This is a genomic window from Absicoccus porci (assembly GCF_003725415.1).
In the GTDB taxonomy this organism is placed as follows: Bacteria; Bacillota_I; Bacilli_A; order Erysipelotrichales; family Erysipelotrichaceae; genus Absicoccus; species Absicoccus porci.
This window is the reverse complement of sequence record NZ_RJQC01000003.1, coordinates 156,359-169,674: the sequence shown is the minus strand read 5'-3', so window position 1 is coordinate 169,674 and position 13,316 is coordinate 156,359. Positions and strand designations below refer to the sequence as shown.

The 13,316-nt window shown below is 37.2% G+C and carries 12 protein-coding genes; all 12 read right to left on the bottom strand.

Annotated features, from left to right (window positions below; translation table 11 throughout):
• Positions 1-11 precede the first annotated feature (11 nt).
• The 12 genes from glmM to polA all read right to left on the bottom strand — a co-directional run bounded on the left by glmM (position 12) and on the right by polA (position 13,296).
• A complete protein-coding gene (gene glmM, locus EDX97_RS08910; RefSeq protein WP_128520814.1) occupies positions 12-1,349 on the bottom strand; it encodes a phosphoglucosamine mutase in 1,338 nt (445 codons plus the stop codon).
• Positions 1,350-1,362: 13 nt separating this feature from the next.
• A complete protein-coding gene (locus EDX97_RS08905) occupies positions 1,363-2,121 on the bottom strand; it encodes a CdaR family protein (RefSeq protein WP_128520813.1) in 759 nt (252 codons plus the stop codon).
• Positions 2,118-3,047: a diadenylate cyclase CdaA gene (gene cdaA / locus EDX97_RS08900; RefSeq protein ID WP_128520812.1), complete on the bottom strand. Its 930-nt coding sequence runs from the start codon at positions 3,045-3,047 to the stop codon at positions 2,118-2,120. Before cdaA ends, EDX97_RS08905 begins: the two co-directional genes overlap by 4 nt.
• A 26-nt stretch (positions 3,048-3,073) precedes the next feature.
• Positions 3,074-3,850, bottom strand: coding sequence for an HAD-IIB family hydrolase (locus tag EDX97_RS08895; RefSeq protein ID WP_128520811.1), 777 nt, complete (start codon positions 3,848-3,850; stop codon positions 3,074-3,076).
• 464 nt (positions 3,851-4,314) lie between these two features.
• A complete protein-coding gene (locus EDX97_RS08890; RefSeq protein WP_128520810.1) occupies positions 4,315-5,007 on the bottom strand; it encodes a LytR/AlgR family response regulator transcription factor in 693 nt (230 codons plus the stop codon).
• Between the two features lie 48 nt (positions 5,008-5,055).
• Complete coding sequence (locus EDX97_RS08885) at positions 5,056-6,324, bottom strand: UDP-N-acetylglucosamine 1-carboxyvinyltransferase (RefSeq protein ID WP_128520809.1); 1,269 nt, start codon at positions 6,322-6,324, stop codon at positions 5,056-5,058.
• 97 nt (positions 6,325-6,421) lie between these two features.
• Positions 6,422-7,291: a class II fructose-1,6-bisphosphate aldolase gene (gene fba, locus EDX97_RS08880; protein WP_128520808.1), complete on the bottom strand. Its 870-nt coding sequence runs from the start codon at positions 7,289-7,291 to the stop codon at positions 6,422-6,424.
• A gap of 68 nt (positions 7,292-7,359) precedes the next feature.
• Positions 7,360-8,205 (bottom strand): ATP-binding protein, encoded by an 846-nt coding sequence (locus tag EDX97_RS08875; protein ID WP_128520807.1) that lies wholly within the window; start codon positions 8,203-8,205, stop codon positions 7,360-7,362.
• Complete coding sequence (locus EDX97_RS08870) at positions 8,198-9,331, bottom strand: DnaD domain protein (RefSeq protein WP_128520806.1); 1,134 nt, start codon at positions 9,329-9,331, stop codon at positions 8,198-8,200. The genes EDX97_RS08875 and EDX97_RS08870 overlap by 8 nt, the downstream gene beginning before the upstream one ends.
• Complete coding sequence (gene coaE, locus EDX97_RS08865) at positions 9,318-9,926, bottom strand: dephospho-CoA kinase (RefSeq protein ID WP_128520805.1); 609 nt, start codon at positions 9,924-9,926, stop codon at positions 9,318-9,320. Before coaE ends, EDX97_RS08870 begins: the two co-directional genes overlap by 14 nt.
• Positions 9,899-10,729, bottom strand: a complete 831-nt coding sequence (gene mutM, locus EDX97_RS08860) for a bifunctional DNA-formamidopyrimidine glycosylase/DNA-(apurinic or apyrimidinic site) lyase (protein WP_128520804.1) — start codon at positions 10,727-10,729, stop codon at positions 9,899-9,901. The genes coaE and mutM overlap by 28 nt, the downstream gene beginning before the upstream one ends.
• On the bottom strand, positions 10,729-13,296 hold the full coding sequence (gene polA, locus EDX97_RS08855; protein ID WP_128520803.1) for a DNA polymerase I: 2,568 nt from the start codon (positions 13,294-13,296) through the stop codon (positions 10,729-10,731). Before polA ends, mutM begins: the two co-directional genes overlap by 1 nt.
• Positions 13,297-13,316: the final 20 nt, after the last annotated feature.

Below are 13,316 nucleotides of genomic sequence, written 5' to 3'. Positions count from 1 at the left end.
CATCCCTCCTTTTAAAACGCATGCTCCTGCATATAAGAAACGACACGTTCTACATATTCTTTACATAATTCATCCGTTTTCGCTTCAACCATGACACGAATCAATGGTTCCGTTCCACTTGGACGAACAAGAATACGTCCTTCATCACCTAAATCATCTTGAACACTTTGAATAACTTTTTGCAAGGCTTCATCATTTAAAACATTTTCTTTATCTTTGACTTCTACATTCTCTAACAATTGTGGATAGATAAACAAACCTTCGCTTAATTCTTGTAACGTTTTACCCGTTTCCTTCATGACCATCAATATCTGTAAAGCGGTAAATAAACCATCACCTGTCTTTTCATGTTCATAGAAAATAATGTGACCACTTTGTTCGCCACCAATCCAATAATCATGATTCTGCATTTCTTCAAATACATATTTATCACCAACTGGCGTTTGAATGTAATCAATTTTATTTGCATCCAATGCTTTGTAAAGTCCTAAGTTAGCCATAACGGTCGTAACACACATATTTTTATTCAATTTGTTGATTGATTTTAGATAGCGACTACAAATATATAAAATATAATCTCCATCCATCAAACGACCATCACTGTCACAAATAATTAGACGATCCGCATCACCATCAAAAGCTAAGCCAATATCATAATCATTTTCTGTCATGATACGTTGTAAACCTTCCGGATGTGTAGATCCACATTTGTTGTTGATATTAATGCCATTTGGCGAGTTATTGATAGCCTCGACCGTAGCACCTAGCGCATCTAAGGTTTCAGCCGCTGTACTCGTAGCCGATCCATTCGCTAGATCCACACAAATATGCATACCAGTTAAATCAACCGGAACTGTCTCTTTTAGCCAAGACATATAGATTTCCAAACCATCTTCCCATTCGATCAATTCACCAATTTTATCACCTGTTGCCAATGGTAATTGTGTTTTTCCATCCATATAATCTTCAATTTTCAGTAAGACGAATTCTTCCATCTTTTCGCCACGATCATTAAAAACTTTAATCCCATTATCATAGTAAGGATTATGACTAGCACTAACCATAATACCGCAATCAAAACGTTCTTTTTGAATCAAATAACTAATCGATGGTGTGGGACATACGCCCAACAAATAGACTTGGGCCCCCATACTTGTAGCACCAGCAGACAATCCCAGTTCAAACATATCGCCAGACAAACGCGTATCTTTACCAATTAAAATACGTGCATGACGACCACTTTTACTATAATACCAACCAAGATATTGTCCAATCTTGATTGATATATCCAATGTTAAGCCTTCATTGGCTCTTCCACGAACTCCATCTGTTCCAAAATACTTTCCCATTACTGCACTCCCTCTATTCATTCTTTAAGCTAACTTCTGCTTTAACGGTTGACGGTTCAATTTGAACATCTACTGTCTCGCCTTTCGAATCATAAGCAACCAAAGTTGCATTCGTCTCAAAATCACCCGTTTGATTCGATGCATCAATGATAGCTTTCACGGAACGAATGGTATCTATTTGTTCCTCTGTACCTGAAATCGTTACACTATTTGTATCCAAAGTAGGCGTATTCCATTTGGAAGAATTGGAAGCATATAATTCCGCTGAAACCGAAAAACGCTTTGATACCCGCTCTGCCAAATGAGCCGTTACGGTAGCTGGTTCTATTTTCGCATCCAATTCGGAAGGAAGATTATCCACTTCCAATTGAACGACCGAATCCCCTTCTTGATTTTTTCGCAAATCACAAATCACTTTGACCTCACCTTTGGCACGGAATACTTGGATATCCGCAGCCTTACCTGTCAACATCACCGTAACGGTGCTCGGTACGCCCGTTAGATCATATTTTTCTGAATCATATAATGTATCCACTTCTACACTATTTATTTGTACCGTGGTTGATTGATCATTAAATAATTGGGTACCAATCACATCATAATTAATAGAAACACAAATAATAACAGCGGCTACCAAAGAAACCAAAGCAGCCCACGTCTTTGAATAAATGATATGATCCACCATTTTACTTAATTTTGAGAATATCAATCGTACAATTCGATAAATCAAATGCAATTTACCCATAGGAGGTTGAGAATTATTATCTATCATTTTGTTTTACCTCCGTGGTCTGTATTATAAAAATCGACAATCTCAATCGGCTGAATTCGTTCATCGACTTTCTTTTTCTTTTCTTTTTCCGATCCTGTTTTATTCCGTGTGATCAAAGAATGCGCAGTTCGACGCAACAATTGCGAATCCGATAATTCCGGTTCTTTTGGAACCAATACATTCAACAAATATCGACGCAATCCTTCCACTGGATATTGTGTCAATTGACCGTTGACCGCAAGAGAAATAGCTCCTGTTTCCTCACTTACCACGATCGTGATCGAGTCCGTAATTTCACTGATTCCTACAGCCGCACGATGCCGAGCACCATATTTACTTGGCAAATCTCTACTGGTTGGTGGAAAATAAGCAGCTGCACAAGCAATTTTATTTCCTTGAATGATGACAGCCCCATCATGCATAGGTGTTCCATATTGGAAAATCGTTCCTAATAATTCACTCGATACAACCGAATCCATACGAATTCCTGTATTGATATAATCGGTTAATTCCTGGATTTGTTGGATCGTAATCAAAGCCCCTGTCTTTGATTTTGACATTTGTTCACAAGCATCGACAATTTCATTGATCATTGAAATGGTTTCTTCCGTCGTCACATTCGTTAAGTGCATAGCCGACGTCTTTCCCAATCGTTCCAACATCCCACGTATTTCTGGTTGAAACACAATGATCAAAGCCAATACACCCCACTGCAAGAATATATCCATGATATGACTAAAAGCATGAAGCCCAAGCATTACAGATATACCTTTAATAACTAGAATAACTAAGATTCCTTTTAAAATCTGTACAGTACGTGAATTATTTCGAAATAATCGTAAACCTAAATATATCAATGCCCATACCGCTAGAATATCTAAGACCAAACGAATGATCAATGTGATATCATCTATCGCAGCATTCAAATCGTATTCCCCCTTAATGTATTGTATTATTCTGTTTCAATGTCTTTGATCATTTCGGCAATGGACATCACTTCATGATCACATACGGCTTTAATTTCTTCGAAAGCTGTAAAAAATGCATACGAGTTTCCTGCAAATTCCAACATTGGTATATCTTTTTCTAAGTTGCCAATCGCATAAACATCATCTACATCTAAATCCAAATAATTTGTTACAAATTCCAGACCTGTCCCTTTTGAAATTCCCTTTGGAACCACATCCACACAATAATTATTGGCATAAGCCGTAATATTCTCAGAAAAGAAAATATTTAATTCTTCTGCTAATGCACTTGCCATATCTGGATTTGACATAGAAAGAACAATTTGAGAATACCCACCTTGTTTATCCATGACTTCTTCTTCGGTTAAATCTGGTTTCATATGTGGATAACGAACATCTTGAATATTTGGATTTACAATAATACGATGACGATGTCTACCATCATTAACCACATAACTAACCACCCCATCGGTTTGTTTCGCAATATACATTACATCCAAAGCTGTTATATAATCTAAAAAATTACTTTCAATTTCATTGCCATCTTTATCAAAAATCACACTACCATTATTGGTTACAATATAATCTGGATACAATCCATCTTTTTTTAAGTACTTATCCAACGATTCTTTTGCACGTCCCGTTACGATTGTAAATAAATTTCCATTTGCTTGCCATTGTCTGATTGCCTGGCTATCCTCTTCCATTACGTGTTTTCCATAACACAATGTTCCATCATAATTTGAGGCTAACAGTTTCATAGTATAGGTCTCCTTTATTGTCTTTTCTATTTTATCACACAATTGACATGAATCACACGATAAAAAAGGTAGGATACAAAACCTACCTTTATGATTCAATTGTATAAACACATCATCTTCCAATCAATTGTATTTGCTCAATGATACGTATAGAAATTATTGGTATTTTGCACATACAATGAAGATGATCATATGCCCTCATACAGATGTTTCTTTGTGATAACGAATCACATGCCTTTCCAAACTCACTTACATCCTTCGTGAACATATGCGAACGGAAGTTTTTTCTGATTACTCAGCTTATCCTTTGGAGCCTTCTCTCCATAGTTTCGCTTTTCGTTAAAGCTACGCTTTAACTTCAATATCTTTTCATCTTCTCACCGCTCTCTAGTGAATCCCCTTTTTCTATTTTTATTATAACGAGTTTATCCAAAACTACGATTCATCATGGATAACTTGATTGATTATATGGCATGATTTGTTTTTGTTTCTCGCTGCTTGGCTCGGATCTTACGATGTTGTGAACGAGAAACAGGAATTTGAATAGAATCCTTTAATTCCACCATATCATTAAACCAAGAAGTAATGTATTTTTGATTGACAATATAAGAAACATGAACGCGTAAAAATCCATAGGGTTCGAATTCTTTTTCTAATTCAGAAATATTGACACGTTTATGGAATACGCCTTTTTTGGTATGAAAATAAACCATTTTATCAATTTTTTCCAAATAATAGATGTCTTCATAAGGTAAATTGACACGAACGCCTCCATATGAAAAATCATAAATGTCTCCCTGATGTAAAGAAGACAACAACCAATCTTTCATATCCATTAAATCTGTGTCAATTCGATCTTTTTGAATATATCGAATACGCTCTCTTTGATCATTTCCCTTTGTCTTTGTTGCATCTTCGCAAAGATAAAAAAATAACGCCTGCGGATGATCATGAACAAAAACACTTTCAATACGTGCTGTTTTGAACATTTCATCAAAAACAAACACTTGAAAATCAACCGATTCACATGCTTTCGCTAATCGGCTCGCTTTATAATAATGACGGAAACCCCAATCTTGATCATTTAATAATTTGGATAAAGCAAACACAACATCTTTGGTTTCTTGTTCGCGTGTTAAAAAAGCCATTCGTATCATACTTATATTTTAGCACACTAATAAAAAAGATGGACCCTAGTATCCATCTTAATCTTCAACTTCTTCACGCCAAAGCTTAGCACCAAGCTTTTTCAATTTACCATCCAAATCATCATATCCACGATCAATATGATAAATATCATGAATTTCTGTTACACCTTGTGCCATTAAGCCAGCTACAACAAGTGCCGCACCACATCTAAGATCCGTTGCTTTGACCCGTGTACCATACAGAGATGTTTTTCCATGAATAAATGCACTCGGAATACGAACATCAATATCTGCACCCATTTTGCGCAATTCATCGCAATGTTTAAAACGCTCTGTATAGATTGTTTCCGTAACCGTTGACTGTCCATGCGCTTGAGTCAATAAAACAGAAAATGGTTGTTGTACATCGGTCGCAAAACCAGGATATGGCTTTGTTAAAATTTCCGTTGGTTTTAATTGATCATGTTGACCAAAAATATGAATAAAATCAGAACCCACTTCCATTTTTATACCAATTTCTTTTAATTTCATAATGATCGCATCTAAATGTTGTGGAATGACATTTTCAACACGCATGTCATCACCAACAGCAGCACCAATAATAATATAGGTAGCCGCTTCGATACGATCTGGAATAATTTCATGACTGCAACCTTGTAAATCTTGTACACCATCAATCGTGATGGTCGATGTACCCATACCATGAATACGAGCACCCATTTTATTTAATAGCGTCGCAATATCAATGATTTCTGGTTCACGAGCTGCATTTTCAATGATGGTTCGTCCTTTTGCATAAACGGCAGCCATCATAATATTGATTGTGGCACCAACACTGGAAATATCCAAGAAAATGTTAGTTCCCACCAATTCATCCGCATGCAAAATATAACATCCATTCTCGTAGTCGATTTGTGCACCTAGAGCTTCAAACCCCTTTAAATGAAGATCAATAGGTCGTGGTCCTAAATAACATCCACCAGGCATACGAATTTCGGCATGACCAAATTTACCAAGTAAAGCACCCATAAAATAATAACTAGCCCGCAATTTGGTCACAGCTTCTGAAACCATAGGAATATTTTTCATATTTCTTGGATCAATATATAAAGTACCTGGTTCCACTTCTTTTACATCCACATTCAATTCTTGAAGTAGAACCATTAAAGAACGAACATCCGAGATATTAGGCACACCATAGATCGTAACAGGTTGATTGGCTAAAACACATGCAGGAATCAAGGCAACTGTAGCATTTTTAGAACCACTGATCGTCACTGTACCCGAAAGACGATGTCCCCCTTCAATCTTAATTACTTTTTCCATTGATTTTCCTCCCCTGCTTTTTCATTCCATAAGATTCTATCATGAACGTCTCAAAAAAAAAAGAGTGGTTCTCTCGAACCACTCCAATTCAAATCAATTATTCAGCTTTTCCAGCACAACCGAAGAAGTTTTCAACCATGTCTTCAACCAATGCTTGAACTGCATCAGTACCAGGTTTTAACAACTTACGAGGGTCGTAACCTTTACCTTCTAAGTCTTTTCCAGCTTCAATATATTTACGAGTTGCATCCGCAAATACCAATTGACATTCTGTATTAACGTTTACTTTAGAAACACCTAAAGTAATGGCTTTTTGTACTTGTTCACGTGGAATACCAGATCCACCATGTAATACTAATGGTTTACCATTTGTAGCCTTTTGGATTTCAGCCAAACGATCAAAGTTCAATCCAGCCCAATCAGCAGGATATTTACCATGAATGTTACCGATACCAGCAGCTAAGAAGTCAACTCCTAAACCTGCGATTTTAGCACATTCTTCTGGATCAGCTAATTCACCAGCAGAAGTGACACCATCTTCGGTACCACCGATACCACCAACTTCACACTCAACAGAAATACCTTTTGAATGTGCTAAAGCGATGATTTCTTTTGATTTTGCTTCATTTTCTTCGAAATCATAATGACTTCCGTCGAACATAACTGAAGTAAATCCAGCTTCGATACAAGCCTTAGCTCCTTCATATGATCCATGATCTAAGTGTAAAGCAACGGGAACAGTAATACCCAAGTTATCATGAATGTGTTTAACCATGCCGACAACATTGTCGAATCCACACATGTACTTACCAGCACCTTCAGAAACACCTAACATAACTGGAGCTTTTTTAGCTTCGCATCCTAAAAGGATAGCTTTGATCCATTCCATGTTGTTGATGTTAAAAGCGCCAATCGCATAATGTCCTTCATGGGCTTTGTTGATCATGTCTGTAGCAGATACTAACATTTTTTTTCCTCCTTGTTAATTACATCTTACGGCTATATTCTACTACCAATTCATCTATTTGAAAAGGCTTATCTTAGGGATGTCCCCATTAACAAAACTACATCCGATAATGCGCGAATGCGCTCTAAAATTCGATTGGCAGCCACTCGACCTTCTTTTTGACAAGCTGCATATCGACTCTCCAATTCAGGCCATTGATAATTCGAAGTGAAATATGTTTTTTTCTTTTGTTCCATACGCACATCTAAAATGGGAAAAACAATTTCATTCAATGTCCAAGGCGAAATATATTCCGCACCAATATCATCAAAAATCACCACATCGGCCCATCGCAACTGTGCCATGTTCATTTGTCGCCATTGTGTATCCTTCATGGAATCCCGACACTCCGCAATCCAAACTGGCACCTTTACAAAACAAACGGTCTTTCCTTGTTTGGCAAAATGATTGGCTACACCTTTTAATAAATAGCTCTTACCTACACCTGCCTGTCCACATAAATAGATTCCCTTTTTTGCGGATAAGGATCGTACGACTTTTGCATAAGCTTCTAAATACTGTTTTGAAGTCATTCCTTGAGTCAATGTTTTGAGATCAATCAAATAATCATCCGTACTCATATGGGTATAGCGAAAATTTTTTACGTGCGCCAGCATCTTTTCTTGCTCTCGCATATAAGAGCACATACCATACGATTCACTCAATCCATCTTCCGTGAATGACAACTGATATCGATGGCCTTTTAAAGGTTGACGACAATAGGATAATCCCAAACACCCCTCACATTTTTTTAAAGATTCTTGCCATGTAAGCATCTCAATAATATTTTCTTGGATAAACGAGTCATCCAAATGATGGACATCCAAGAAGCGACGAATTATCGGTTGTTTCTTGATTAGTTCAATATCAGACATGCGAATCTCCTTCCAATTCTTTCTGCATCTGAAGTATTTCTTCTTTCAATTCATCACTGGCTTCTTCTTGTTGCACCTGTGAATACCAAGAAGGATACGATAGCTTAGACGATGCAGTTGTCGGTGCTTGTATTTGTGCCAATGCTTTTTCCTTTGAATCAATGCCTAAACGAACCCAACTTGCTGCCACCTTCTCGACATAACTCCGAGGAAATTTTTGATTGGAAGTTTTTAACGTATATTCAATCAACACATTCATCACTTCATTAGAAAAATGATAGTTGTTCATGATCCTTTCAATCACCATGCGATCACTAGATGCCACCGGAACGCCTTTTTGCATACGTTGCATAAAAGCTACAGGCGCCATTGAATATGGATCTTTCAATGCTTCCACTTTCGTCTTATTATGATAGACTTGGGCTTTTAATTTTTCAAAATCAAATACATGTGTATTGGGATTGATTGCTCGCATCACATATCGTTTCATCACTTTCGCATCGATGCCATGAATCGTTGCCAATTGGGCAATCCGCGTCAAATTCTTTTCGGTACGCAATCGCATCGGAAAAATCTGATCCATTCCTTGTAGAAAAGTATCAAAATCAAAATCATACGATGCGCGTACCAAATCCGGGCGATGATCATGATACGTTTTTTCATCTTCCTCGCTCCAACGATCCAACTTCTCAACATGACAAGGTTCACTGATTTCCTTCATCGTTGATGGCACTTGTACATCTTTTGTCAATCGTGTCTTAATTTGATCAAAACGTTGGTCTCCGACCGTTTGTAGAAATAAACGACTGTATGTATCATGAATTAAAAAAGCTTGGGCATTCAACGGTGCATAGATATGATAGAGCCAGCTTTGCGATTGTATATCATGATATGTCTTCAATAGATGAAACTGTTCTAAATTCTTTCGTGCCTGTACAAAACGAGATGACGATAGACCGCTCGCTTGCACCAACTCTTCTTGTGAGCAAGAAACTTCCGCCATAATTCGCAATACTTGATACAGACCAATGGCTTCATGATCCATCAAGGGCAAATACAATAAATACAAGTCTATTAAAGATTCTTCTGTCCAGGGACTACATAAGATGATCTTACAATCCGACACAGCTTTCCTCCCTTTCTAATGCTTTTTGCACTTGTGCATACAAACCATCTAAACCCGCATTATTATAAATAACCACATCACTTTTCCGAATCTTTACTTCGGGATCCATCTGATAAGCTAAGCGAGCTTGTGCTTGCGATGCCGTAAAGTGCCGATATTTTTGAAGGCGATCCAGTGCAATATCTTGATTGGTTACAACACACCAAATCGAATCAAACATCGATTCCACATGACTTTCAAACAATAAAGGCACTTCCATGAAAACCAATGAAGCTGTTTGGGCTTGTGCCCATGTTTGCATTTCATTTAAAATCAATGGATGCAACAAATCTTCAATCCGTTGTTTTCGATCTGCCACTTGAAACATTTGTTGGGCCATTTGAACCTTATCAATATTTCCCTTCTCATCCAATGGAACCAACGCCTTCTTAACCAAAGCTTGATATCCCTTTTGTCCTTTTTCCAAAAGATGTGCATTGACTTGATCACAATCTAACACTGGATATCGCTTCGCTACGTATTTTGAAACCTGAGACTTTCCGGCCCCCATGGAACCAGTCAATCCAATTATTTTCTTTTTTGACAATATCGACATAAATACGTTCCCCTTTGTCCAACTGTAATTTTCTCAATTGTATGGCCACATACAGGACAAGGTTCCCCTTTTCTTGCATGGACTTGTAAATGAATTTGAAATCGTCCAGAAACACCTAAACTGGACGTATAATCACGAATGGTCGTCCCACCACAAGCAATGGCTTCCGATAAGATCTTTCGCATTTGAATAATGATATTTGCACAATCTTTTTTTGATATCCGATTGCAACGACTTCTTGGATCTAACCGAGTCGCAAAACAAATTTCATCCGCATAGATATTACCAATCCCCGCAATGATGGATTGATCCAAAAGGGCCATTTTTAAAGGTCGATGTGCAGAATGAATCTGTTGATAGAAATACATCGCATCAGCACGAGGATCCGTAAAATCATATCCAACATTTTTTAAAGCAGGTAATTTTGTGATTTCTTCCGTCTTGGGATAGAGCCACATTCGACCAAACTTTCGTGTGTCGTGATAACAAACATTTCGTCCATCTTTCATATGCCATATCGAATGAATATGTTTACTAACAGGAGGTTGTTGGTCATAAATGTAAAAGCGTCCTTCCATCCGTAAATGAACAACTAAAATCGAAGTATCCAATGTAAATAAAAGATATTTTCCAATTCGGGAAAATGTATGGAACGTTTGACCTTGTATTTGTTGACAAAATGAATCCACACTAGGATATGCGATCAACTTATCATAAAAAACATCGACGTTATTGATCATGCAATCTTGAAGTTGTCGTTCTAACGTTGACACAACAACTTGTACTTCAGGACCTTCCGGCATTATTTTGCCTCATACCATGTCGGTCCATAAGCCAATGAAGCTTTCAATGGAACCGATAATTCCAAAGCATGTTCCATGGTTTCTTTCACTAATTGTTTCATCATTTCCAGTTCTTCTTCTGGCACTTCAAAGATCAATTCATCATGAATTTGCAGAAGCATTTTTGATCGTACTTGTGCCTTTTTCATAGCTTGATCCACTTTGATCATTGCAATCTTGATTAGATCGGCCGCACTGCCTTGAATTGGTGCATTCATGGCTGCTCGTTTTCCAAATTCACGTGTCATAAAATTCTTATCGTTGATTTCCGGAATATCCCGTCGGCGATGAAACATCGTTTCCACATAGCCGTGTTCTTTACAGAAATCAATCAATCCATTCATATATTGATGAATATGAGAATAATTTGAAAAATAAGCATTCATAAATTCTTTGGCTTCCACTCTTGTGATATTCAATTGTTGTGAAAGGCCATAATCCGTTTGTCCATAAACGATCCCAAAATTGACTGTTTTTGCGGTACGACGACGTTCTGGTGTTACTTCTTCTGGTTTACAATTGAAAATTAAAGTTGCAGTTCGTGTATGAATATCTTGATCTTCTTTAAAAGCTTCGATCATATGTGGTTCTTGTGCCATATGTGCTAACATACGCAATTCGATTTGTGAATAATCGGCTGACAAAAGAACGGTTCCCTTTGGTGCCGTAAATGCTTTTCGAATTTCTTTTCCTTGATCATCTCGTACACTGATATTTTGCAGGTTTGGATCACTACTTGATAGTCGACCGGTTTGTGTCATAGTTTGATTAAAAGTGGTATGGATCTTTTCATCCGGTTGAATATGTTTCTGCAAGCCATCGATATATGTACTCTTTATTTTGGCCACTTTTCGATATTCCAATAACTTAGGAATGATTTCATGTTGATTTTTGATCTTTTCCAACACATCGGCTGAAGTCGAACGCTTCTTGCCTGGATGTTTCAAACCTAAATCATCATACAAAATCCCCGCTAATTGTTTCGGTGAATTGATGTTGAACTCTTTTCCCGCCAATGTATAAATAGCCGTAGAAATCTGATTCATCTTTTCAGCAATGGATACACCCATATCGGTTAAAATCTTTCGATCGATATGGATACCTTCTTTTTCCATTTGGAAAAGAATCGGAATCAATGGTTTTTCAATCGTTTCATATAAATCGAATAATTCTTCTTTCTTGAGTTGATCGAATACTTGATTATATTTTTCTTCTAAGGCCACGATCAACGTACGCATCACAGCGAGTGAACGTTCTTCATTGGTCTTTTCCTTATTCTTTTTACTCAAATCATGAATCGATTCTGGCAAGAGAATATGCATAGCTTCTAAAACAGCATCTTCATTGGTTGCTTGTGAATGAAGTAAAAAGCTAGCTACATGAAGATCTTCTTTAAAAAGACAAGGTTCAAATCCATTTCTAGATAAGAGATGCATCATCATTTTGGCATCCCAAGTCATATAGTTATCATCCATTAAACTGGTTTGAAAAGCCAAATCCTGGCATGCATCCGTTTTGGAAATATAATAAACGGTATTGTCTTGCAAGCCAATAAACCCATATAGTTCTTGATTTACATATGGATCAGGTGAACAGATGGGTAATAAGAAATCACTTTGAATATTCCAAGTCGCTATCTTTTTACAGGACACTTCTTTTTTAGTTTCGGCTTTCTTTGTTTGGGTAAAAGAATGCATTTCATATTTCGTATAGAAATCATTTACAGCTTCATTCAATCCATGAAAATCACAAGCTTCCAGTCCAAATGGCAGTTCCATATCGCGGTAAATCGTTGCCAAATGTTTGGATAAAAAGGCATTTTCTTTATCCTTTTCTAGTTTTTCCTTTAATTTTCCTTTGACTTCATCGATATGTGTATACACTTCTTCTACACTTGGATGTGCTTTTAACAAACGAATAGCCGTTTTTTCACCGACACCTTTTACACCCGGAATATTATCGGCTGTATCGCCCATTAGGCCTTTTAGATCAATGATCTGAATGGGTGATAAACCATCATACATTTCGGAGAAACTTTCGTTATCAACCACCTTCATTTCGGTAATGCCTTTTTGCATCAACAAGACTTTTGTGGATGAATCGATCAGTTGTAATAAATCCCGATCACTAGTTAGGATGGTTGTATTCGCATTGGTTTCACATTGTTTTGCCATCGAACCGATAATATCATCGGCCTCATATCCATGAATCTCATATCGTTTGATACCGGCTGCATCCAAGAATTCTCGAACGATTGGAAATTGAACTTTTAATTCATCATCCAATGGTTTTCTTGTTCCTTTATATGGTTCATATTCTTGTTTTCGAAAAGTTTGCGAATCCGCATCCCAAGCAACTAATAATGCATCGGGCTGAATCGTATCCAATGCTTTTTGCAACATCATGATAAATCCATAAACAGCATTGGTTGGAATGCCATTTGAAGTTTGCATCGAATGACGATACATCGTTGCATAATAGGCACGGAAAAGCATTGAATTGCCATCCAATAATAAGAGTTTTTTCATATTGTCACCAACTTCTATTT